The 22,245-nt window shown below is 62.4% G+C and carries 22 protein-coding genes; 20 read left to right on the top strand and 2 right to left on the bottom strand.

The genetic code is table 11. The features are described from left to right. Window positions 1-9: 9 nt before the first annotated feature. From C3F12_12260 to C3F12_12230, 7 genes are all read left to right on the top strand, one after another. A complete protein-coding gene (locus C3F12_12260; protein ID PWB44004.1) occupies window positions 10-1,473 on the top strand; it encodes a hypothetical protein in 1,464 nt (487 codons plus the stop codon). A 36-nt stretch (window positions 1,474-1,509) separates the two neighbouring features. Next, window positions 1,510-1,875: a hypothetical protein gene (locus tag C3F12_12255; protein ID PWB44003.1), complete on the top strand. Its 366-nt coding sequence runs from the start codon at window positions 1,510-1,512 to the stop codon at window positions 1,873-1,875. Between the two features lie 43 nt (window positions 1,876-1,918). After that, entirely contained in the window at window positions 1,919-2,263 is a 345-nt protein-coding gene (locus C3F12_12250; protein PWB44002.1) for a hypothetical protein, read from the top strand. After that, the gene (locus tag C3F12_12245; protein ID PWB44001.1) at window positions 2,263-2,946 is read left to right on the top strand and encodes a hypothetical protein; all 684 of its coding nucleotides are present in this window, start codon (window positions 2,263-2,265) and stop codon (window positions 2,944-2,946) included. The genes C3F12_12250 and C3F12_12245 overlap by 1 nt, the downstream gene beginning before the upstream one ends. Before the next feature lie 24 nt (window positions 2,947-2,970). Further along, window positions 2,971-4,446 carry a hypothetical protein gene (locus tag C3F12_12240; GenBank protein PWB44000.1) on the top strand — a complete coding sequence of 492 codons (1,476 nt, stop codon included), beginning with the start codon at window positions 2,971-2,973 and terminating at the stop codon, window positions 4,444-4,446. Between the two features lie 243 nt (window positions 4,447-4,689). Continuing rightward, complete coding sequence (locus C3F12_12235) at window positions 4,690-5,745, top strand: hypothetical protein (GenBank protein PWB43999.1); 1,056 nt, start codon at window positions 4,690-4,692, stop codon at window positions 5,743-5,745. Continuing rightward, window positions 5,745-7,208: a DNA-binding response regulator gene (locus C3F12_12230; protein PWB43998.1), complete on the top strand. Its 1,464-nt coding sequence runs from the start codon at window positions 5,745-5,747 to the stop codon at window positions 7,206-7,208. Before C3F12_12235 ends, C3F12_12230 begins: the two co-directional genes overlap by 1 nt. A gap of 13 nt (window positions 7,209-7,221) precedes the next feature. Here C3F12_12230 and C3F12_12225 read toward each other — a convergent pair whose 3' ends face one another. Both C3F12_12225 and motA read right to left on the bottom strand, forming a co-directional pair. Then, the gene (locus C3F12_12225) at window positions 7,222-8,160 is read right to left on the bottom strand and encodes a flagellar motor protein MotB (GenBank protein ID PWB43997.1); all 939 of its coding nucleotides are present in this window, start codon (window positions 8,158-8,160) and stop codon (window positions 7,222-7,224) included. Beyond that, a complete protein-coding gene (gene motA / locus C3F12_12220; GenBank protein ID PWB43996.1) occupies window positions 8,157-9,023 on the bottom strand; it encodes a flagellar motor stator protein MotA in 867 nt (288 codons plus the stop codon). Before motA ends, C3F12_12225 begins: the two co-directional genes overlap by 4 nt. 421 nt (window positions 9,024-9,444) lie before the next feature. Here motA and C3F12_12215 point away from each other — a divergent pair, with 421 nt between their 5' ends. From C3F12_12215 to C3F12_12155, 13 genes are all read left to right on the top strand, one after another. Continuing rightward, the gene (locus C3F12_12215; GenBank protein PWB43995.1) at window positions 9,445-9,813 is read left to right on the top strand and encodes a two-component system response regulator; all 369 of its coding nucleotides are present in this window, start codon (window positions 9,445-9,447) and stop codon (window positions 9,811-9,813) included. Next, entirely contained in the window at window positions 9,764-11,203 is a 1,440-nt protein-coding gene (locus tag C3F12_12210; GenBank protein ID PWB43994.1) for a hypothetical protein, read from the top strand. Before C3F12_12215 ends, C3F12_12210 begins: the two co-directional genes overlap by 50 nt. A 1-nt stretch (window position 11,204) precedes the next feature. Next, on the top strand, window positions 11,205-12,590 hold the full coding sequence (locus C3F12_12205; protein PWB43993.1) for a sigma-54-dependent Fis family transcriptional regulator: 1,386 nt from the start codon (window positions 11,205-11,207) through the stop codon (window positions 12,588-12,590). Between the two features lie 162 nt (window positions 12,591-12,752). Next, on the top strand, window positions 12,753-13,115 hold the full coding sequence (gene flgB / locus C3F12_12200) for a flagellar basal body rod protein FlgB (GenBank protein ID PWB43992.1): 363 nt from the start codon (window positions 12,753-12,755) through the stop codon (window positions 13,113-13,115). Between the two features lie 21 nt (window positions 13,116-13,136). Then, complete coding sequence (gene flgC, locus C3F12_12195; protein ID PWB44022.1) at window positions 13,137-13,559, top strand: flagellar basal body rod protein FlgC; 423 nt, start codon at window positions 13,137-13,139, stop codon at window positions 13,557-13,559. A 121-nt stretch (window positions 13,560-13,680) separates the two neighbouring features. Continuing rightward, complete coding sequence (fliE, locus tag C3F12_12190; GenBank protein PWB43991.1) at window positions 13,681-13,983, top strand: flagellar hook-basal body complex protein FliE; 303 nt, start codon at window positions 13,681-13,683, stop codon at window positions 13,981-13,983. Window positions 13,984-14,026: 43 nt separating this feature from the next. After that, window positions 14,027-15,643, top strand: a complete 1,617-nt coding sequence (fliF, locus tag C3F12_12185; protein ID PWB43990.1) for a flagellar M-ring protein FliF — start codon at window positions 14,027-14,029, stop codon at window positions 15,641-15,643. After that, on the top strand, window positions 15,640-16,656 hold the full coding sequence (locus C3F12_12180; GenBank protein PWB43989.1) for a flagellar motor switch protein FliG: 1,017 nt from the start codon (window positions 15,640-15,642) through the stop codon (window positions 16,654-16,656). The genes fliF and C3F12_12180 overlap by 4 nt, the downstream gene beginning before the upstream one ends. 4 nt (window positions 16,657-16,660) lie before the next feature. After that, window positions 16,661-17,335 (top strand): flagellar assembly protein FliH, encoded by a 675-nt coding sequence (locus C3F12_12175; protein ID PWB43988.1) that lies wholly within the window; start codon window positions 16,661-16,663, stop codon window positions 17,333-17,335. Continuing rightward, entirely contained in the window at window positions 17,335-18,774 is a 1,440-nt protein-coding gene (locus C3F12_12170; protein PWB43987.1) for an EscN/YscN/HrcN family type III secretion system ATPase, read from the top strand. The genes C3F12_12175 and C3F12_12170 overlap by 1 nt, the downstream gene beginning before the upstream one ends. Window positions 18,775-18,789: 15 nt before the next feature. Continuing rightward, on the top strand, window positions 18,790-19,254 hold the full coding sequence (fliJ, locus tag C3F12_12165; GenBank protein ID PWB43986.1) for a flagellar export protein FliJ: 465 nt from the start codon (window positions 18,790-18,792) through the stop codon (window positions 19,252-19,254). Further along, window positions 19,251-20,012: a hypothetical protein gene (locus tag C3F12_12160; protein PWB43985.1), complete on the top strand. Its 762-nt coding sequence runs from the start codon at window positions 19,251-19,253 to the stop codon at window positions 20,010-20,012. The genes fliJ and C3F12_12160 overlap by 4 nt, the downstream gene beginning before the upstream one ends. Beyond that, on the top strand, window positions 20,009-22,210 hold the full coding sequence (locus tag C3F12_12155; GenBank protein ID PWB43984.1) for a hypothetical protein: 2,202 nt from the start codon (window positions 20,009-20,011) through the stop codon (window positions 22,208-22,210). Before C3F12_12160 ends, C3F12_12155 begins: the two co-directional genes overlap by 4 nt. Window positions 22,211-22,245 lie beyond the last annotated feature (35 nt).

Below are 22,245 nucleotides of genomic sequence, written 5' to 3'. Positions count from 1 at the left end.
AGTAGAGCCATGGTAATCACCGAGATTCTGTCGGCCTCGGCCTTTCAACTCAATATCGAAGCGTTGGTCACGAGTGTCATGACCGTTGAGCGGCGACCGCTTACAGGACTGCAGTCCGATCAGATGACGCTCTCCCGCCGATCCGCGACGTTCAGCGACCTGAAGAGCGCGTTGAGCGCATTGCGGTCCAAGGCCCAGGCTCTGGCCCAGGTGGGGACCCTGTCGCCCTTTCAGATCAAGACGGTCGGATCGAGCAATACGACGGTCGCAACGGCGACCGCCTCTCCTGCCGCCGTCGCTGCGGTGCACACCCTCTCTGTCGCGCAACTCGCCAAAGCCGGCACCGTCGTTTCAAAACAGCTTGTCTCCACGGCTACCGATGTCGTGACGGCGGAGGGGGCCGGGACAAAGAGTGTGAAGGTAACCTACGACGGGACCGATCCGGCGACCGGCGGGACGGCCGTCGCAATCAACGTCACGGTCAATGCCGGCGACACGAACAGTACCATCCTGGCCAATCTGGCAACGGCGATCAACAGCGATACGACGCTGGGCGCCAAGGTGAGCGCGTCGGTGGTGAACGACACCTCGACCACGGCCCGCTTGGTCCTGACCAGTAAACAGACCGGTCTGGCCAATAAGGTCCGGGTCGCCGATGCGACCGGCACACTGCTCAACGCGATCCAACTCGACAGCGAGAGTGCTTCCTCAGGGACGGCCGGCGGCTATCTTTTCGCCGATACGGCGCTCGATGCGAAGTTCACGTTGGATGGCCTGAGTATCACGCGGAGCAGCAACAGCGTCAGCGACGCACTGACCGGGGTGACGATCAATCTGCTCGCGCCGTCAGCCTCGGATGTGACCCTCACAGCCGGTCCGGACAATGGTGCGGTAAAGGCGAGCGTTCAGGCATTCCTGGACGCCTATAACAAGGCCTTGACGTTCTTACGGGATCGGATCGCTGTCAAGGCCAGTGCGACGACGTCCGGGACCAACGCCACAGAGGTCACTGCGGTGAGCAGGGGTCCTCTGGCCGGTGAGCCGGCGTATGTGTCCCTGGCATCGAATCTCAGGTCCGAGGTCGGGGGCTCGGTCAGCGGTATACAGACGGGCAACCCGGCCCTCTTGGCCGATGTGGGGATTACGGCGGCCTCGGATGGGACCCTTTCCATTACCGACACCGCCAAGTTTGACGACGCGGTTGCGACCTCGCCCAGCGGGTTGATTGATCTGTTTGCCTCGACCAACGGTGTGTCCGTCAGGCTCATCGCCCGCCTGGACGGGTTCGTCAATGCCGGCGGATTGATTGACGGTAGCCTCTCGACCGCCACGTCAAAGACGAACAACATCAACCAGCAGATCACTGCGCTGCAGAATCGATTGGACAGGCGGGAGGCGGCGCTGCGCAAACAACTGGTGGATCTGCAAAAGGCGCTGGGTGTTCTGAGCGCTCAGCGGTTCATTTTGCAATAGGCAGAAGGAGGCCCCTTGGCAGCAGGGGAAAAGGCCATGGCAGAGACAGACCAAGAGGGCCGCTCGATTAAGCCGGTGACCGGCGTCAGGCCGGCAGCAGGCGAGAGCGGCATATCGACGCCGTTACGAGGCGCCGACAAGCCGGCGGAGGGTGCGGCGCCGTCTGCGCAGCATGCGGTGGAGGTCGCCCGTCCGGATTTGCGGCGTGTATTGGAGGGTCTTACGACCCATCAGAATATCGGGCTTACCTACGTCATCGACCGGGAGACCCACAGCGTCACCATTAAGGTCATCGACCGGGATACGAACCAGGTGGTGAGGGAGATCCCTTCAGAGGAAATGACGAAGCTCCGGGCGGCTATGCGGGATTTGTACGGGTTGTTGCTGAAGACCCAGGCGTAAGCAGTGCGGAGATCATCTGTCGGATCTCCCAGAGGGGACGGCCGTGCGAATCGACCAGGTCCGGATACTCGAGGTCGTAAGGGCGTACGAGAGGAGCCGCACAGGCGGAGACGACGGCGATGAGCGGGACGCCGATGTCTACCCGGCGGTTCGTGACGAGGTGATCATCTCCACTGAGGCGAAGCGGCGGCAGATCCTTGATCGGGTCTCAGGGCAGGTGGTCGAACGGCTGAAGCGCCTACCGCCGTCGGAGACCTATCTGACGGATATTGACGCCATGCTTGAAGAGGCGGCTCAGGATATCGGACGCGCGCCGCTGGACCCGGATGAAAAGGCGCGTCTGCGTGAGACGAGCCTTGCTGATCTTCGCCGGAGGAGGGCCTCGTAGTGATCCCGCGGCTCGTTCAGAGTGTCATCGCAGGAGCAGACGTAGCGGTGGAATCATATACGCTGCTCATCGTCGACGACGACGAGTCGATCCTCTCGCTTTTGCACGATCTTTTGGCATGCGACCGGCGTTATCACATTGCTGCCGCGAACGATCCGCGAGCGGCCTGGAAGCTGTTGCAGGACAAGCCGTTCGATCTGCTCATTACCGATTATCGTATGCCCGACATGACGGGACTTGAGCTGATTCGCGGCGCGAGGCGGATGCATCCCGATCTCATCGGAATCCTGGTGACCGGATTCGGGTGGCCGGACGTGGCGGTTGAGGCGGCGGAGGCCGGCGCCCACGATCTGATCCTGAAGCCGCTGACCGTCGGGGAGGTTCGCGTCAGGGTTCGGAACGCCTGTGAACGCATCAGGCTGATTCGAGAAAACCGCCGCTGTCAGCGAGAGCTGGAGCAGGCGATGCGGGCGGGCGCCCGAGATGCTCAGCAGACGACGGTCTCCGAGGCTATTACTGGGATCGGTCTGTTCCCCTCCAACCCTTCTCCCGTCCTCAAAGGGTCGCGGAGGGAGGAGCAGATCCTGGATCAGTTGGAACGATTGGGAAGGCTTTATCAGACGGGTCTGCTGACAAAGGAGGAGTTCGTGCTGAGCAAAAGCAAGTTGCTCGGCCGGACCTGATGCTCTCTCACGCGAGGTACCGCCATGGCGAGTGAGTTGCGGGTATTGGTCGCCGAGGACAACCCGGATATCTTGACGCTCCTTGGGGACCTTCTGGAGGCGGAGCGATGCCGCGTGACCCTATGCGCTGACGGCGCTTCGGCCATGGCGCAGCTCGATGCAGAGCCGTTTCACCTGATTATCAGCGATATCGCCATGCCTGGCGCCTCCGGCCTTGAGATCCTCGACAGATCGAGCGCGATTGCTGCCGGGGTTCCGGTCGTCTTGATTTCAGGGAACGTCGATGTGGAGAACGCGTTGTTTGCGCTGCGGCGCGGCGCGTTCGACTGCCTGATTAAACCTTTTGATATGGACGATGTCCGGACCCTGATCCGACGCGTTCAGCACCTGCATGGTCTGGCCGGGAACGGGGTTGGGGCGCATGTGCTTCAGTCGTCGACTCAGAACGGTCATCGGCCTCAGGAGATTCTCATCAGGAAAAGTCGCGCGCTCCGGTTGATTGCGAGCTCCGGCAAGGTACTGGGCGAAACCTACGATCTCGGTCGCGTCACCGGTCAGATTGTGGAGCTGGCCATGCGTGCCGTCGGCGCGGAATGCGGGGCGCTCCTGGTCGCATCGGAGACCGTGGGGAGACTGCGCGTCACCGCGTGCAGAGGCTTTGGCGAGATCGTGAAACCGGGCGATGAGGTCGAGAGTGCAGACGATCTCTGGATCGCCGCCGGTCTTCCTGCGGAGCGTGCATCAACCGTGGTTCCGCTGACCGTGAAGGGGCAACAGGTCGGCGGAATGGCCTTGGCCAGTCGACACGATTCCGGTCAATTCTCGGCGGCCGACAGCGAGATGCTGGATATCCTCGCCCAACAGGCGTCCATGGCGCTTGAAAATGTCTCCCTCTACACGGCGGTCGAATCGAGCGTCTTCGACGGGATGCGCGCGCTGGTCGTCACCCTCGAGGCGAAAGATCCGTATACCGAAGGACACTCGTTGCGGCTGGCGAAGGTGGCTGTCGCGATCTGTCGACAGTTGGGACTGGGAAGCCACGTTGAAAACCTGGTCCGATATGCCGGGGCCCTCCACGATATCGGCAAGGTCGGGATTCCCGATGCCATTCTGAGGAAACCGGGGCGGCTGACGCCCGAGGAATATGAGCAGATGAAAGCGCACCCCGTATTGAGCTGGAAGATCCTGCTGCCGTTCAGCTTCCTTCAAGAAGAGGCCGTGATCGTCCGGCATCATCACGAATGGATGAACGGGGGGGGCTATCCCGACGGACTGTCCGGATCGGCGATCCCTCTGGCGTCCAGAATCCTGGCGGTAACCGATGCCTACGATGCCATGACCACCACACGTCCATATCGGGCGCCACGGGCGCATGAGCAGGCGATCGACGAGCTTCGTCGCTGTGCGGGCGTCCAGTTCGACCGCGAGGTCGTTGAAGCGTTGGCCTCGCTCCCTGTCGTCCTCCATCCTGCAGACGTACCAGCGCAAAAGATAGAGTAATTGCCCTCCGCAGACTCTCCTTCGCAATGTCCTCTCGCCGTCGAAGGCGCCAGACGAACATGGCAAATATTGGTTAATTCGATTGGCAAATACTACTTAGTGCTTGACGATCTCGAAAACACGTCATAAGATGCTACGGTTTTCCGTGCGGTGGCGTCGTATTGCATCGATATTCGGATAATCGGCAGAGTCGTGATCGCCTTCCCACGCAGGCGAGGGGAGGCGCGGGGGTGGCGCGTCCCTATGGATCGGGTTGCCGTGTTGGGGGAGCAGCGAGCCACGGTAGACATGGCGGTTGCGGCCTTCGAGTGCCAGGGGGTGGAGGTCGGCAGGATTGTCGCCTTCGCCGACATGACGACAACCCTTCCGGATACGCCCTACCTCCTCGCAGTTCTCTGCTTGACGAAGGCGGAGAGCGCGGAACTCGGTTCGCTCCGCCGCCTGATCACCGACTGTCCGGATATCCCGATTGTGCCGGCCGTCTGCGGACCGAGCCTTGAGACGGCGCTGGCCGCCATCCGTCTCGGCGCGTTTGATCTATTGACCGTTCCCTTTGTCGAGGAGGCGATCGAGACGCTCCTGGGGCGGGCACGCCATCACCGGCTGGAGACGATGCTACGCGGGTTCGAGGTCCTGTTCCAGCACTCAAGCTGGTTCGCCCATGAGGTCAGAAATCCGCTGGCCGGGATCCTGAACAGCGCCCAGTTATTGCGGGAAGAGTCCGCCCGCTCACCCTCCGTCCAGCGTCGTCTACGGGTCATCATCGAAGAGGGGCAGCGTATGGAGCAGTTCCTCAGACGTATGACGGAGCTCGGAACACCTGGACGGGGGATGGTGGCTCCGGCATCTTTGAGCGCCGTTGCGGAGCGGGCGCTTGCCCGCGCCGAGCCGCAGCTACGGCGGCAGGGGATTCGCCTGGAGCGGGAATTTGATCCGGGGGAGCCGGAGACCCGGATCAATGCGCCGCATATGGAGCTGGCGGTCTCTCGCGTGATTGCCAACGCCGCGGCAGCCATGCCGACTGGTGGTGTGATGGCGGTTCGGACTCGCCACCGACCCGACGAGCAGATGGTCGATTTGGAGGTGACCGATACCGATTGTCAGACCGGTCCGGAGCGCGAGCGGCAGCTTGCCGGTCGGTTTGAGTCGTCCCGACTCCGGGAGGCCGGATTGGGGTTGGTTGCGGCGCTTCGGACCTTTGTTGCGCATGGGGGCGATATGTCGTTCCGCATTCGCTCGGGACGGGGGTGCAGCATTATCGTGCGACTCCCCGTCGACGGGCATTCAGGACGAGCCTGATGGCGCTGATACTCGTAGTGGATGATGAGAAGAATCTGAGGCTGACGCTGACCGATGCCCTGCAGCGGGAAGGGCACAGCGTGCTCACGGCGGAGGATGGCGCCGGGACGATCAGCATCTGCCAACGACTCTCTCCGGATCTGATCCTGCTCGACCTCATCCTGCCGGACGTCAACGGCATTCAGCTTTTAAAGCGGATCTGGCGGGCGGGCGGACCACCGATTATTATCATGACCGCCTACGGTGAGGTCAGGAGCGCCGTGGAGGCGATGAAACATCACGCCTACGATTACATCTGTAAACCGTTCGATCTGGACGAACTGAGGTTGATCCTGCGCCGCGTGCTGGAGGAGGTCCGGACCCGCCAGGAGGTGGAGCGTCTGCACGAGATCGATGAAGGGGCCTATCGGGGCGGGGTATTTGTCAGGCAATCCGAGGCGGCGAGATCCCTCTGGCAGGTGGTGAAGCGGGTCGCCGCCAGCGCGACCCGCATCGTCTTGCTCAGCGGCGAGACCGGGACCGGAAAGGAGCTGGTGGCCAAGGCCCTACACTATGAATCGACGCGACGCGAGCATCCCTTTGTCGATGTCAACTGCGCCGCCATTGCAGAAAACCTGTTCGAGAGCGAACTGTTTGGGCACGAGCGGGGCGCCTTTACCGACGCAAAGGGCGCCAAGCGGGGACTGGCGGAGGTCAGCCACCACGGGACCCTCTTCCTGGATGAGATCGGCGAAATGGCGTTGGGGCTGCAGGCGAAGTTCCTGCGCTTTCTCGAGGAGTGGAAATTCCGTCGGGTCGGCGGAGTGCATGATCTGCATGTCGATGTCCGAGTGGTCGCGGCCAGTAATCGAGATCTGAAAGAACTGGTGGCCAAGGGGAGGTTTCGCGAGGATCTCCTCTACCGACTGAACGCCATTCAGATTGCCATTCCTCCTCTGCGCGACCGGCGGGCGGACATCGTGTCATTAGCAACATTTCTCCTCCAATCGAGCAATGCTGCCTTTGGAAAGAAGATCCGCGGATTCACACCGGAGGTCGAAGCGCGCTTCGAGCGGTACGATTGGCCGGGCAATGTCCGACACCTCAGGAATGTGATCGATTACCTGGTGATGATGGAGACGGAGGAGTTGATCCAGCCGACTCATCTGCCGCCGGAGATCGTCGGGGCCGGGGACGGCCGACCGGCGTCGGTTATCGACGCATCCGTGGTATCGCTGCTGCCCGAACCCTGCGACCGCGCTGAAGACCGAGTGGTTGGACACGTCAAGGGGGGCGCGCTGCACAGCCTGGCCGAGGTAGAGCGGGCCTACATCGATCGGATTGTGAGGGAGGTCGGTGGGAATAAGACCGAGGCGGCCAAGGTCCTGGGGATCTCACGGCAGACGCTCAGGGCGAAGCTCGCGCACAATCCTCAACACGGCGCCGACGCTGGCAGGGCCGCCGTGACGCCTGATGCCGACTGAACGCTCAGCCTTCCTACCCCTTTCCTCCGGTCGGTTGTCCGCTGATCGCCGACTGCGTCGAGCCTGTCCTGGGTCCGATTGAGGGGGTCACCGTCTCGGCCGACGCAGCCAGGTAGCGTACCAGAATACTGATCCGGCGATTAGACGTATCGAGCGGGTCCGACGGATTCAACAGGTGTTGGTCCGCATAGCCGATCACCTGGGAGACCTGGTTCCGGTGGAGTCCCGCCTCCTCCATGGCGCGTCTGGCGCTGTTGGCCCGATCGGTCGAGAGCTCCCAGTTCGAGTACTCCCGTCCGGTAGTGCCGCTGTAGGGACGGGCGTCGGTATGCCCCTCGACAATCACCTGGTTGGGCAGCTTAGCGACCTCCTGTGCGATGACGGCGAGCAGTTGACGGGTGACCGGCTTCAGTCTGGATGAGCCGACATCGAAAAAGCTGTCCCGGTTGCCTTCGATCAGTTGAACGCGAAGCCCCTCCCGGGTGATTTCGATCTGAATCTGCTCCTGAAGCGCCTGGAGTGTCGGGATGCGCTGGACGACCTGCCTGAACTGTTCTGCCGCCTCCTCGAGGTGGGTACGATCCTGTTCCTGATCTACGCGCGACTTTTTGGTATGTTCCGACTCCTCATGGGGGGCGGTATCACTCGCCTGCCGAGCGACCACGATCGGGTCGCCTCCTTCAGCAAGGATCCCCATACTCCCCTTGGATTGCAGGCCGCCCGGCGAGCCGCCTTTCTGGAAATTGGATGGGTCCTTGAAGTATCCCGCCACCGCCTCCTTGACCGACTTGCTTTGACCGACAATCCAGAGCACAATAAACAGGGCCATCATGGCAGTGACGAAGTCGGCATAGGCCACCTTCCAGGCCCCACCGTGGTGGCCGCCGTGGCCGCGGCCTTTCTTGATGACCTTGCGGATCTCGCCGCTCTCCTTCTCTTCCGCCTCGCTCATGCTGCCACCTTGAGGGGCGTCCCTTTACAGGCCGACTCCATCTCCTGGTTCGAAGGCCGGTCGTAGCTGAAGATGACGCGGCGTCCGAACTCGACCGCCACGATCGGCGGCGCGCCGCGCGCAAATGCGACCAGACAGGTCTTGATGCAAGCCAGGTACTTGCCCTCGCACTGGGCCTGGTGCTCCAGGTTCTGGGACAACGGCTGAACGACCCCGTACGACAGGAGGATGCCGAGGAACGTTCCGACCAGCGCCACGGCGACCTTATGGCCGATCTCCTCCGGTGGTCCGTCGATCGCCTGCATCGTAATAACGATTCCGAGAACGGCTGCGACAATGCCAAGGCCCGGCAGGCTGTCGCCGACCTTGGCCAGGATCGAGGGGGATTGACCGCCCTCTTCATGATGGGTTTCAAGCTCGGTGTCCATGATGGCCTCCAGTTCGTCGGCATCAACCGCTCCGTCGACGACCAGACGCAGCGAGTCACAGAGAAAGGTCATGGCGTGGCGGTTCTTGACGAATCCTTGATACTTCGAGAAGATCGGGCTCTTCTCGGGATTTGTCAGATCCGAATCGACGGCGGTGAATCCTTCCCGCTTGGCCTTCGTGAAGAGATCGTACAGGACCTGAAGGGCTTCCAGGTACGCCTGTTTATCCAATCCTGATCCGAGCGTCCCCATCACCCGGTTGATCAGGATCTTGAGGACCTTCAGTGGAACAGCGATAAGCAGACCGCCGATCGAGGCGCCGCCGATGATCAATAATTCTACCGGCTGGATCAGCACCGGGATCGGTCCCCCCTCCATCGCAAAACCACCGATGACCGCTCCAAAGACGACGACGACCCCGACAAGTGCTAGCACGCGGCTCCTTTCGAGTATAGTCAGTGTGGAGGCCTGTGTCTCACCCTTTTCAATCATCGGCAGGTCCTCAGCGGAACTTAACCCGGCGGACGGTCGATCTGAAGCGGTAAGCTTCTTTCCACCGAAGTCCAATTTATGTCCAACCAACGCCGCGTCTATCGCGGACTCTAGTTTCGATGAGTTCCCGCCATACGGCATTTTCTGTGGCCAAATCCTGATCGCCGAGCCGCCTCATGCCGTGCGACCCGCCCCTGTCGCGACGCGATAACACCCGCTCTCGAAGGCCGATCAAGGCCCGATCTTAGTGTTTTCGACGATTTTACGTTTGGCATCCGATTTGCTTGACTGTGTGCCGGGTGCCGGAGTGCGATCAGGTTTTTGCCACAGACTGACAGCCGGTTAGTAGGGAGGAAATCAGGCGATGAGAGTATTGATTGTGGACGACTCGGCAACGATGCGACGGATCATCCGGAACAACCTCAAGTTCGCCGGACACGACGACGCGGTCGAGGCTGGAAACGGGGCGGAGGGCCTGGCCTGTCTGGCTGGCGGCTCAGTCGGCCTGATCATCACCGACTGGAACATGCCGGAGATGAACGGCATCGAGTTCGTCAAGGCTGTTCGTTCGAACGATCAGTTCAAATATTTGCCGGTTCTGATGATCACGACCGTGGCGGAGCGAGAAGATATCATGACCGCACTGGCAGCGGGGGTAACCAATTATATCGTCAAACCGTTTGATGCCGAGACGCTTAAGAAGAAGCTTGACGAGATCCTGGCTGCCGCGTGAAGGAGACCCTCATGGTGTCGCCGGTACACAGGATGCATCCGTGACCGACCTTTCCGTCGATTCACACCCCTCCACCGATGCGCTCTCGGCCATGATTCATGGGGCCTTTCAAGGATTTGCCGGGGCGGCCGAGCGGCTGGAGCGCACCTACGCCACGCTTCGGGAACAGGTGGCGACGCTTGACGTTGCACTGCACGATACGAATCTCAAGCTGACCCAAAGCCTGCAGGACAACGCGCGCATTCGTCACTACCTGTCCAACCTCCTCAGGAGTATTGAAAAGGGAATCGTGGTTGTCGATGCCGCCGGACGCATCACGCTCTGGAGCGGTGGGGCGGAGCGACTGACCGGCTTCCTGAGCGCTGAGGTGGTGGGGGTGCAGGTCGATCGCCTGCTGGGTGCGGAGGCGGCGACCCTCCTTCACGGTGTGACCGACGATGGGCGCGAGGAGGCCCGGGAGGGGCGAATCGGCAGGAAAGACGGATATGTCTTGGAGGCTGAAATCGGTGCGTCGCCGATCTACGATGAAGGCGGAAGGGTCCTGGAGATCATTCTGATCTTTGACGATATCTCGCAGCGGAAATGGGTCGAAGAGCGACGACGGCGATCGACCGCGCAGGCGGGACTGGAGCAGATGGCGGTCACCATTGCTCACGGGATCAGGAATCCGCTGACATCGATCGAACTGTTGGCCACACTCCTCGCCGAGGAGGCGGGACCCGACGCGCGCCGCACCCGTCTGGCGCAAGGCATTCAGGCAGGCGTGGCCTCCGTCAATACGATTCTGATCAATCTGCTGGCCTTTACCAGACCGGTCAGGCCCTGCCTGAGATCGCTCGATCTACATCAGGTCATTGAGGAGGCGCTCGGCACCGCGTGGTATGCATTCAAGGGGCAACAGATCGACCTGATCAGACGGTATGATCCCGGGACACTTGAGATTGACGGGGATCGGGAGCTGGTAAAACAGGTGTTTCTCAATCTCATCCTCAACGCCGTACAGGCAATGCCGACGGGGGGGCGGCTGACGATCGGCACCGGCGACGGCGCGAACCGGCTGCGTGCGCCACGGTGGGCCTCAGACGCCGCGGACGGCCGATCGGCGGGGGGGTGTCCGGAGCCGGGCGGTATGAGCGGAGGGGAGTTCGTGCAGGTCCAGGTATCGGATACCGGGTGCGGCATTGCTGAAGCCGATCTCGAAAAGATATTTCTGCCGTTCTTTACGACAAAGCCGAAGGGCGCGGGGCTCGGCCTGGCGATCGTCGAACGGATCCTAGAGCGGCATGGCGCCAGGGTGAGTCTGACAAGTCGGGTCGGTCAGGGGACGACCTTCACGCTCCTGTTCACACGTCGAGGTCGGGACGCGGCGTCTGGTGAAGGAGAAGTCTGATATGAAGCCTCGTGTGCTGGTGGTGGATGATGAGCCGCTGATACGAACGGCCCTGTCGGAGACGATCCGGCGAAAGGGGTGTGAAAGTATTGTGGCCTGCGATGGTGAGGATGGACTGCTCCAGTTCAGGCGATCCCCCGCCTCCCTGGTGTTTGCGGACGTCCGAATGCCCAGGATGGATGGACTTGAATTCCTGAAGCAGATCAGGATGGCAGGGTGTCCGCCGCGTGTGGTCCTGATTACGGCATACGGGTCGGTGGAGACGGCGGTGCAGGCCATGAAGGAGGGAGCCTACGACTTCCTGATGAAGCCGTTTTCGGTGAAGCGGGTCGAAGAGATTCTGGAGCGGGCCCTGACGTCGGAGGAGCCTCATCCGACCGACGAATCAACCTCTGCCATCGTCAGTCGCAACCCTAAGATCCTCAATCTGCTTGGGACCATCAGACGGGTGGCGGACGACGCGGCCTCTATCCTCATTCAGGGCGAGAGCGGGACGGGGAAGGAGCTGTTTGCCCGTCAGGCGCACCTGTGGAGCAAAAGGCGCCAGGGACCCTTCGTGGCGGTCAACTGCGCGGCGATTCCGGAGTCATTACTGGAAAGCGAGCTGTTCGGCTATGAGCGAGGCGCCTTCACGGGGGCCGTCACCCGTCGCGTCGGGAAGTTTGAGGCGGCAGACGGCGGCACCCTGCTGCTGGACGAGATCAGTGAGATGCCGGCGGTGTTGCAAGCCAAGCTGCTACGGGCCCTGCAGGAGCGGACGATCGATCGGGTCGGCGGGTCGCGGCCGGTCGAGATCGACATTCGCGTTGTGGCGACCACGAATCGGGATCTGAAAGAAGAGATCCGTTGTGGACGTTTTCGCCCAGATCTGTACTACCGCCTGGCGGTCGTTCCGATCTTGCTGCCTCCGCTGCGTGAGCGAAAGGGGGACATCTCGCTGCTGGCGCGACATTTCGTCATGCGGTACGCCGGGGGGGCGGGCAGCCCGGTGCAGGAGATCTCGCCGGCGGCCATCAAGCGACTGGAGGAGTGGTCGTGGCCAGGAAACGTCCGGGAGTTGGAGAGTTGTATCCATCGGTCGATCCTGCTGTGCGATTGCGCCCGCCTTGAGCCGTCGGATCTGATTCTGGAAACGCTGATTGAACCGGCAACCAACGATCAGATTCAGGAGGCGACCGGCGGCTCGTTCCGGGCCATGGAAAAGCAACTGATCCTGGACACCCTGGCGAAGGTTGGCGGCAATCGGATGAAGGCGGCGGAGATTCTCGGTGTCAGCGTCCGAACCATTCGAAACAAACTGAGGGACTATCGTGAGGCCGGGAAAATTTTGCCCATGGCGGATCGTGAAGTTGCCGCCTCTTCGGGTCCGGTTCGCGGAACCCGCTGAAAAACCTCGTGTTCAGTGTGGCACATCCTTTGCTGCTACGTGTTCTGCGCCAGTGAGCGGCGATCATAGCCACCGTAGGGGTGCTGCTTGCTGCGCCCCATGCGGGCAGGGCAAGCCCTGCCCCTACGACAACAAACATTCGTTATTTATCACAGGTGCGTGATGCGACTGCTGTTTGACGAGACCTCACATCTGCTCAGCGAGATGATTCGAGCCGCATCGTTGCGGCATCAGGTGCTCGCTCGCAATATCGCGAATATCGATACCCCGGGCTATCGTCCGATGGAGGTCGACTTCAGCGAGGCGCTCAGGCTTGCATCCGAGGCGGGCGAGTCCCCCGCCACGGTCGTCCGGGCCGTTGTGACGACCGACCGATCCGTCGGTGCGGGACGATATGACGGCAACGCGGTGGACCTGGATCGGCAGATGGCGAAGATGGCAGAGAACGCGCTTTGGCATAATGCCATGATTCAGATCCTGAACTCGCGGATGAATCTGCTGCGAACCGCCATTCGGGGCGGATAAGAAGGAGGTGGTATGGGATCGATGTTTGCATCGATAGAGATCAATGCGACCGCACTGGCGGCCCAGCGGATCCGAATGAACCTTATTGCCGAGAACCTCGCCAATACCGAGGTGACGCGTACCCCGGCCGGCGGACCGTACCGCCGTAAGGGGGTCGTCCTCGGGACGCGCGGACCGTCAAGCTTTGAAGGGCTCTTGAACACCGCCGCCGATCCCGGCGGGGTCGAGGTGTTGAGGATCGTTGAGAGCCACGCGCCGCCTAACCTGGTCTACAATCCGTCGCATCCTGATGCCGGCCCTGCCGGGTATGTCGCGATGCCGAATATCAACCCGGTGATGGAGATGGTCGACCTGATGTCGGCCTCCCGCGCCTATGAGGCGAATATCTCGGCGATTCAGATTGCGAAGAGCCTGATGACGAAGACGTTGGAGATCGGGCGTTGACAAAGTGGACGGTCCGAAGACTGAAGACTGTAGTGTGGAAGCTCCATAACACCTTCAGGCTTCAGTCTATACTCCTTCAGACTGTCTCGGAGCTGCATACTGATCGCTAAGGAGTACACGTATGGCGAGTCATCCGATCGTAGCGATAGGGCCGAGTCGCGAGGTCACCGTTTCGCCTGGGAGAAAGGTCGAGGGCGGCGCTGACGGCTCCTTTGCCGGCCTCCTGCAAGAGGCCGTTGCGCAGACCAGTCGGTTGCAGCACGAGGCCGACACCCTCGCCGACCAGGTGGCCAGGGGGCAGTCGGGTGATCTGGCCGCCACCATGATCGCCATCGAAAAGGCTCAGATCTCATTCCAACTCATGCTCCAGGTCCGGAATAAGGTGGTTGAGGCGTACCAGGAGATCATGCGGATGCCGGTGTAAAGCGGAGGCTGGGGAGGCAGACCACCGTATCCCCTGACGACGGATGCCTGATGCCATCACAAAAATTGTTGAGTCGTTCAAGCAGGTATGGGACGGGCTCGGTCTGGCGGGACGAGCCACAATCATCCTGGTAGGCGGCGGGGCGATCGCGGCGCTCCTCTGGATCACCCTCTCGACCCACCGGCCCGACATGACCACCCTCTTTTCACAGTTGAACCCGGCCGATGCCGGCGCCATTGTCGACGAATTGAAAGGCAGTAAGGTGGCCTATCGGGTGGTCGACGGCGGGACCAGGATCCTGGTCCCATCCAACGTCGTCCACGAGACCCGGCTTCATCTGGCGACTCGCGGCCTGCCCCAAGGCGGCGGGGTCGGTTTTGAGATCTTTGACCGCACGACCCTCGGGACGACCGATTTTGTCCAGCGGCTCAATTATCAGCGCGCCCTCCAGGGCGAGCTGGCCAGGACGATCGGGCAACTGAAGGAGGTGACGACGGCTCGGGTGCACCTGGCCCTTCCCCAGCCGTCCGTATTCACCGAACAAGAGAAGCCCGCCACCGCTTCAGTTGTCCTGAACCTCCGTCCCGGCGCTCGTCTGACGCCGGAGCAGGTGCGGGGGATCGTCCACCTGGTTTCCAGTTCGGTCGAGGGACTCAATGCCGATCGCGTGACGGTGATCGATACCTCGGGGAAACTGATCGCGCGGCCGGCTGAGGGCGGGCTCAACTCTGGGAGCACCGGACAGTTTGAGGCGCAGGAGGCCGTCGAGGTCGAGCTTGAGCGTCGTGTCCGCACCATGCTGGAAGAGATCCTCGGCCCGAATAAGGCGACGGTGCGGGTATCCGCTCAGATGGACTTTACCAGTGTCGAGCGGACAGAAGAGCGGTTTGACCCGCGCGGGGTGATCAAAAGCGAACAGCGGACGACCGAGACCCAGCAGAGCTCGACAACGACCCCGACCGCGGCGGCGGGGGTCGCCTCGAATGTGCCCGATCAGGCGGCGCAGTCGCCATCCGGCCAGAGCACCGCGAAATCGACCAAGGAGGCCGAAACGGTTCAATATGATGTGAGCAAGGTCTTCGAGCGGAAGGTCTTTTCGCCCGGGGAGTTGAAACGGGTCTCGGTGGCGGTCATGGTGGATGGGACCTATAAGACGGTTCCTGACGGCAAGGGCGGCGAGCGGAAAGAGTATGTCCCCCGCAAGACTGAGGAACTCGAAAAGATCAAGGTTGCCGTCAAAAATGCCGTCGGTTTCCAATCGGCGCGCGGGGATGAGGTTGAGGTCGTGGAGTTCCCCTTCGATACCTCGGCCATGGAGAAGGAGCGGGTCCTGATGGATGAGGCGGAGCGTAAGGCCTTCTGGGACTCGCTGATCAAGCCGGTTGTGATCGCCGTCGGGGTCCTCCTTGCGCTGATCTTCGGCCTGCGTCCGCTGATTCGTTCCCTGAGGGAGCGCCGGACGCCGGCCTTTGATATTCCGGGACCACTGTCAATGCCGCAGCCCGGTCCAACCTCTATCGATACCGGGCCGGCTCCCGCTCCGGCCCTGGATGTCGCTTCGGACGATCCGCTCCGGGAAGGGCTCATGGAACTGGCCCGTAACAACCCGATCGTGGTGGCCCAGCTCGTCAGGGCCTGGATGGTGAAGAGGCCGTCATGACCTCCCCTGACACGCTGACCGGGCCTCAGAAGGCCGCCGTCCTGCTGCTGACGCTTGGGGTCGAGTCGGCCGCGCAGATCTTCAAACAGCTCGAAGATGACGAGATTGAGGCGATCACCGGCGAGATTACCAGAATGAAGAGTGTCTCGGCGAAGGCGTCGACCGCGGTCATTGAGGAGTTCCAGCAGATGGCCCGCGCGCAGGAGTTCATGTCGACCGGCGGTATCCGTTACGCGCAGGATGTCCTTGAAAAGGCCGTCGGCCGGAACAAGGCGTCGGCGATCATCGAGCGCCTTCAGGGTTTGAAGGGCGCCAGCTTTTTCAACGCTCTCAAGAAGGTGGATCCCCGGTTTCTGCTTGACTCCGTCCGACAGGAGCACCCGCAGACGATTGCGGTCATCCTGTCCCACCTTGATCCGAAGACCTCTGCGAGTGTCCTGGCCGGCCTGCCGACCGCCGTCAGGGCTGATGTCGTCATGCGGATCGCCAACATGGACAAGACGAGCCCGGAGGTGATCGGCGAGATCGAACAGATTCTCGATCACCGTCTCTCGTCCGTCGTCAACCAGGAGGTGTCCATCAGCGGCGGCGTGAAGCAGGTGGCGGAGATCCTGAACTCCATGGATCGAAACAGCGAGCGCGGCGTATTCCAGGCGATCCAGGAGACCGATCCGTCCATGGCCGACGAGATCCGCAAATTGATGTTCACCTTTGACGACGTCGTGCTGGTGGACGATCGCGGCATTCAGCGCGTTCTCAAGGAGGTCGAACAGAAGGAACTCGCCCTGGCGATGAAGGCCGCCGGCCCCGACGTGGCGGAGAAGCTCTTCAAGAACATGTCGGAGCGAGCGGGGGCGCTGCTCAAGGAGGAGATCGAGTATTTGGGGCCGGTCAAGCTCCGGGATGTGGAGGCTGCTCAGCAGAAGATCGTTGCGATCGTACGCCGTCTCGAGGAGGCGGGTGAGATCATTGTGCAGGGGCGTGGCGGCGGCGCGGAGGAGATCATTGTCTAGAATCGTGACGGCCAAGGCCGGCGAATGGGAACGGGTCGCCTTTGAGGAGTTGGCGCATACTTCGCGCCGATCGATCGATGGGGTACGGGCGACGGAACCTGAACCGATCCAGTCGGGGTACGAATCGATCCGGGCGGCCGAACAGGAGGCCGAGACGATCGTACGGTCGGCGCGTGAGGCGGCGCAACAGATCGTACGCGAGGCCGAACGGGAGGGGTATGCCAAGGGTCGACAGGAGGCGATGGAGGAGATGCGGCGTCGCCTCGAACCGTTGGAGTTGGGGCTGCAGGAGGCCTGCCGACAGGTTGCAGCCGCCCGTCACGCCGTCATCGCGAACACAGAGGAAGAGTTGGTCGGTCTTGCCGTCGCGATTGCGGAGCGGGTGCTTCGGTCGGAATTAGGCGCGCGCCGCGATGCGGCCGCACAATTCGTCCGATCGGCCCTGGAGGTCGCCGGAAGCCGAAAGGTGATCACCGTGCGGATCAACCCCGGCGATTACGAGCTGCTGATGGAGCATCGCGCAGAACTGCTCGGTTCGCAGGAGTCGACCCGTCTTATCCCCGATCCTGCGATCGCTTCCTGGGGTTGTGTGGTGGAGGTTGAGACCGGTCTCGTCGACGCGCGCGTGGAGAGTCAGCTTCAGGAAGCGGCCCGTCTGCTCGGAAGGGATGAGATCTGATGAGCGATGCGCGGTTCGATTGGGATCGTGCCCGTGCTCGTATCGCGAAGGCTAACCTCATCCGATCACTCGGCAAGGTTACCAAGGTGGTTGGCCTGGTGGTCGAGGCGGTGGGGCAAGAGGCGTCTATCGGCGAGTTGTGTCGAATCCGTTCGGCGGGACGCCACGACGTGTGGGCGGAGGTGGTGGGATTTCACGGGGAGATCCTGCTTTTGATGCCGCTTGGGGAGATTCACGGCATCCGTCCCGGAAGCGAGGTCATCGCGACCGGTCGGCCGTTTGAGGTTCCGGTGGGCCGATCGATGCTGGGTCGCGTCGTCAACGGCCTCGGCCGGCCGATCGACGGCAAGGCCCCGGTAGAGGGTGAGGCCCGCTGTTCCGTTCATCGCGAACCCCCCTCGCCCATGACGCGCGCGCCGATCATCCAACCGCTTTCGACCGGGATCCGGGTGATCGACGGATTGCTCACCTGCGGTAAAGGACAGCGCGTCGGCATCTTTGCCGGGAGCGGCGTCGGCAAGAGCACGCTGCTCGGCATGATCGCCCGCTACACCGAGGCCGATGTGAATGTCATTGCCCTGGTGGGAGAGCGAGGGCGGGAGGTCCGGGAGTTTATTGCCAACGAGTTGGGCGAAGAGGGATTGAGGCGTTCGGTGGTGGTGGTGGCGACCTCCAATGAGCCGTCGCTGCTGCGGCGACAGGCGGCCTTCGTCGCGACGGCGATCGCCGAATATTTTCGGGATCAGGGGAAGCACGTGGTCCTGATGATGGACAGCCTGACGCGCTTCGCGCTGGCTCAACGAGAAATCGGCCTGTCGGTCGGAGAGCCTCCGACGACGCGAGGCTATCCACCCTCGGCATTTGCCATGCTGCCCGGGCTCTTGGAGCGGGCCGGGACGGCGGATCACGGCGGCAGCATCACGGGACTCTATACGATCCTGGTGGAGGGGGATGATATGAACGAGCCGGTGGCCGATCATGCGCGGGCCATCCTGGACGGTCATATCGTCCTGACCAGGGAGTTGGCCGAGCGGAATCACTATCCGCCGGTCGATTTCCTTGGAAGCGTCAGCCGGTTGATGTCGGTGGTGGCGCCCCCGGAGGTGAAAGGCGCGGCCGCCAAGTGTCGGGAACTGCTGGCGGCTCATCGACAGGCCCAGGACCTGATCAACATCGGGGCGTACGTATCCGGAAGCAATCCCAAGGTGGATGAGGCATTGCGGCACATGACGCGGATCGAGGCGTTTCTGCGGCAGTCGCCGGACGAACGGTCGGACTTTGCCGGGATGATGGAGCGCCTGGTCGGCCTGTTTGCGCCGGAGGTCGGCGCGGAGCCGACACCACGTCGCACACGGCGGGATCCGAGGGCAGAGGCGTCGTATCTGAGCGCCGCCTCAACGGCCCAGGGCGGAATGGCCGCGACTCACGTGGTCGCATAACGGAGGATCAGTACGATGAAGCGCTTTCGGTTTCCCCTTCAATCGGTTCTCGCGATCAGGGAGGCGAAGGTTGACCAGGCCGAGGCGGCATTGGCGGAGCGGCAACGGAGCTGTCGCGCGCTGCGCGAGCGGCTGGCGCGGCTGAAGGATGCCGAAGCGGAGGCGCTGGCGGGGTTGGCGATGGGAGAACGCACCGCTCAGCCCGGTCCATCCCCGCTCCCGATCCGTTCCGCCTACCTGCTGGGGCTCGGGGAGCAGATCGGGACGCTCGAAGCGAAGCTCGCCGCCGAGCAGACGGAGGTGGTCCGACTCCGGCAGGTGCTGCTGGAGCGTTCCAGAGAGGAACAGATTATCGAGCATCTGAGGCGTCGGAAGGTCAAAATGTTTCGGAGTGAGATGGTCCGCGAGCAACAGATTGAGATTGATGAGATAGCGGGCGCGCGCCGCGCCGCGATTCCCCTAGGGAGATCGGTATCGTGAAGGCCAAAATCGCATTGTACGCCGGATACTTTGTGGCAATGCTGCTCCTTGCCGCCTACCTGACCGGTGTCCTCCAGCAGGGTATCCTCCCGCGTCTCGGTCACCAAGCAGCCACCCCTCAACAGGATGAACAGGCGACGACGGACGATCAGCAGGCTGCGACGGAGGAGTCGGACCAGGCTCACGACGCGGGACCCGCGCCCGATCATCAGGCTCCCTCGCAATCGTCTGAGGAGAAACCCGTGGTTCAACCGGTGGCGCATACGGCGAGCGCAGACGCATCACGTCCGTCGCAGCAGACTGCCGGCGCAGCGTCCGCACCGGCGCCGGCCGGTGAAGCGCAATCCGTCAACGACGCGCAAGAGAAGGCGCTTGCGGAGAAACGGGTGGAACTGCTGCGGTTGGAGGAACAGATCCGCAAGCGAAAGGAGGAAAGCCAGATCGAGGAGCGATGGCTCGCAGAGTTACGGGCGTCCGGCGCGAAGCTGACGCAGGAGCGGGATGCCAGGCGCGAGGCGGGCGTGAAGAGACTGGCCAAACTGTATGAGGGGATGGAGCCGGAGGCCGCGGCGTCGATCTTGAGCAAGCTGAAGCGCGAAATGGCGACAGAGGTACTCGCCGCCATGAAGGATCGCCAGGCCTCGAAGGTGCTGGCTGCGATGAATGGACAACGGGCGAAGGAACTGAGCGAACGGCTTGAGGATGTCCGGGTTGACCAGAGCGCCGACCAGGCCAAAAGTACAGGGGCAACGCGATGATCCTGCTCCAGTCTGCCGGCCTGGCCGTATTCGGAACGCCTCACATGGGTCCGGCGCGGACCGATCCATTCCAGGGAACGGCCGATTTTGTGTTGCTCTTTGGACGAGCAATGGGAACGAGCATGACGAGTCCGATGATCGATGCGGCGATTTCGGACAGTCCGGTCGGGACGGTCGTCAACCCGGAAGGCGGGGAGGGTGTCGTCGCGACTCAAACCATTTCAGGGGGACACGATGAGAAGATTCCTGCGACGCCCGTCATCGATCCCGCTGGGGCTCTTCTTGTCGCTATGTTCGGTATCCCGGTGAGCCCGAACGTTCAGGTCCCCGCACCCTTACGCTCACCCGCACTCCAGGACGTGCGTCAAGGGATTGAAGCGCCCGCCGTCACTCCCGAACCCCCGTTGTCCCCGCATCGACCGCCTGTCACATCGCTATCCACCGAGACCGGGATTCCCGCTGTGCGCGCCGATGGCGGATCCGTGGCGACACAAGTAGAAGTCTTGCGCCCTTTTACCTCCATCGTCGCCCTTGATGGGCAAGAGGGATCCTCTTCTGTGCCTCCTCACCTTCTGGTGCCCTCTCAACATGAAGAGGTGCGCGCCTGTGGTTCTCCTTCCTTACTTGAGGGAGAGCAGGCCCGAATGAGAGGGACGAATCTTACGGATGATCCCCGCGTCGCACGACAACCGACGGGACGCATCCGAACCGATCGAGAGATCGTCAAAGACGACCGGGCCGAGGTTCAGGTCGATCCCGGCGCCGTTGCGAACGTCGCACCGCTCGGTTCGGACGCTGCGTCGTGTGATCGGTCCTCTGTCCTGCGGATTGGCTCCACGTTGTTGCCCGCCGCCGACCTCCGAGTTGCGGCGCCCTCGGCGGAGTCGACGGTGACCGTCTCTGTGAAGGCCACGCTGCCGCCGCCGCCCGATGCCACCGACGTCACGACGACCTCTCCCGGCTTTATGGCTGTACAGGCTGACGTTGTGACTCATCCGACAGTGGATAGTTCGCAGGACGGCAGAGGTATGATGGCCGATATCGCGATCATCACCTCCCCGACGGACGACGGGTCCATAAACAGGCAGGTCCGGGGTGACAGTCCCGACGAAGCGCATGTTATGGCGGGCGACCAACTGGGGCGGGACAATCTCAAGAACCTTGGAGACGTAAAGAGCGATGGGATGGCCTCGATCGCTGTCATCCCTCACAATGACGGCAGTCAGGGCGACCTTCAAAGCGATGGATCTCATTCGGTTCGACGTGCGTCCCCTCAGGCCGCCGCAGTACGAGAGGTTCAGGACGGTGTCGGCCGCTCGGTCGTCGATCGGACAACCGATCAGGCTATCGACCCGTTGCGGTCGGCCGCTGTGATGGAAGACCGGGTCGACGGTGAAGGGGCGGTATCCGGGCGGATCCGGGAGCGCCGGTCGCCATGGCAGCGCCCGACGGAAGGAATCGAGACGTTCTCCGATCAGCCGCAGGTGCGCCGGCCGGATCAGCTCGAGGGTGAAGACATTCGCCGATACATACGGGTAGAGTGGGCGGACAGTCATCGAGCCGTCGTACGGCAAGGGACGGCGAGTGTCGGGGACACCCCGGACGGGCGACAGGAGCGGCCGGTCTCCGACGGGACGGACGGATGCCGTCCAGTCGATCGCGGCGCGCCTCCGTTCGACGACGGACGACAGGCACGCGTCGATCTCCCGGGTATCGCCGCTCCGCGGGAGGGACAGGTTCAGTCGGGACCGGCCGCGCCGCCGGTCCGTCCTCGGGCGCTTGTCGATCAGGTCGCCGAGCAGATTGTGACGATGGCCCGCCTAGGTCGGAGGAGCGAGGGCAGCCATGTACAGCTCCGGCTGCACCCACAGACGCTCGGCGAGGTGGTCGTCGAGGTCTCCTGGAAGGATATAGGGATCGTCGCAGCCATCAAGACCGACAACCACGTTGCGGGGGAACTCCTGGCTCATGACCTGGGTCGCCTCAGAAATGCCCTCGGCGAACAGGGGATTCCGGTTGCCGGTCTGGACGTCCAGGTTGGAGTCGATCTTCGTCAGTGGAACCATGCGGGGAACGGTCTTCACGCCGCGCCCGGCCCGGAGCACCCGCCGCCCGCGACGTCCTGGCATGATCCTCGACCGATGCTGTCGGTGATTCCCGCGATGGACCCGGATCGCCTGATCGATGTCAGAGTATAGGAGGTCAGCGGTCGGTGCTGAGCCGATCGCTGTCC

This window comes from Candidatus Methylomirabilota bacterium (assembly GCA_003104975.1).
In the GTDB taxonomy this organism is placed as follows: Bacteria; Methylomirabilota; Methylomirabilia; order Methylomirabilales; family Methylomirabilaceae; genus Methylomirabilis.
This window is presented reverse-complemented; position numbering and strand designations above follow the sequence as displayed.

What these genes read in the sequence shown, in the direction of transcription:
- C3F12_12260 (PWB44004.1), top strand. Translation starts at nt 10, where the DNA reads ATGGTAATCACCGAGATTCTGTCGGCCTCGGCCTTTCAACTCAATATC.
- C3F12_12255 (PWB44003.1), top strand. Translation starts at nt 1,510, where the DNA reads ATGGCAGAGACAGACCAAGAGGGCCGCTCGATTAAGCCGGTGACCGGC.
- C3F12_12240 (PWB44000.1), top strand. Translation starts at nt 2,971, where the DNA reads ATGGCGAGTGAGTTGCGGGTATTGGTCGCCGAGGACAACCCGGATATC.
- C3F12_12235 (PWB43999.1), top strand. Translation starts at nt 4,690, where the DNA reads ATGGATCGGGTTGCCGTGTTGGGGGAGCAGCGAGCCACGGTAGACATG.
- C3F12_12230 (PWB43998.1), top strand. Translation starts at nt 5,745, where the DNA reads ATGGCGCTGATACTCGTAGTGGATGATGAGAAGAATCTGAGGCTGACG.
- C3F12_12225 (PWB43997.1), bottom strand. Translation starts at nt 8,160, where the DNA reads ATGAGCGAGGCGGAAGAGAAGGAGAGCGGCGAGATCCGCAAGGTCATC.
- C3F12_12215 (PWB43995.1), top strand. Translation starts at nt 9,445, where the DNA reads ATGAGAGTATTGATTGTGGACGACTCGGCAACGATGCGACGGATCATC.
- C3F12_12210 (PWB43994.1), top strand. Translation starts at nt 9,764, where the DNA reads ATGCCGAGACGCTTAAGAAGAAGCTTGACGAGATCCTGGCTGCCGCGT.
- C3F12_12205 (PWB43993.1), top strand. Translation starts at nt 11,205, where the DNA reads ATGAAGCCTCGTGTGCTGGTGGTGGATGATGAGCCGCTGATACGAACG.
- flgB (PWB43992.1), top strand. Translation starts at nt 12,753, where the DNA reads ATGCGACTGCTGTTTGACGAGACCTCACATCTGCTCAGCGAGATGATT.
- flgC (PWB44022.1), top strand. Translation starts at nt 13,137, where the DNA reads ATGTTTGCATCGATAGAGATCAATGCGACCGCACTGGCGGCCCAGCGG.
- fliE (PWB43991.1), top strand. Translation starts at nt 13,681, where the DNA reads ATGGCGAGTCATCCGATCGTAGCGATAGGGCCGAGTCGCGAGGTCACC.
- fliF (PWB43990.1), top strand. Translation starts at nt 14,027, where the DNA reads ATGCCTGATGCCATCACAAAAATTGTTGAGTCGTTCAAGCAGGTATGG.
- C3F12_12180 (PWB43989.1), top strand. Translation starts at nt 15,640, where the DNA reads ATGACCTCCCCTGACACGCTGACCGGGCCTCAGAAGGCCGCCGTCCTG.
- C3F12_12170 (PWB43987.1), top strand. Translation starts at nt 17,335, where the DNA reads ATGAGCGATGCGCGGTTCGATTGGGATCGTGCCCGTGCTCGTATCGCG.
- fliJ (PWB43986.1), top strand. Translation starts at nt 18,790, where the DNA reads ATGAAGCGCTTTCGGTTTCCCCTTCAATCGGTTCTCGCGATCAGGGAG.
- C3F12_12155 (PWB43984.1), top strand. Translation starts at nt 20,009, where the DNA reads ATGATCCTGCTCCAGTCTGCCGGCCTGGCCGTATTCGGAACGCCTCAC.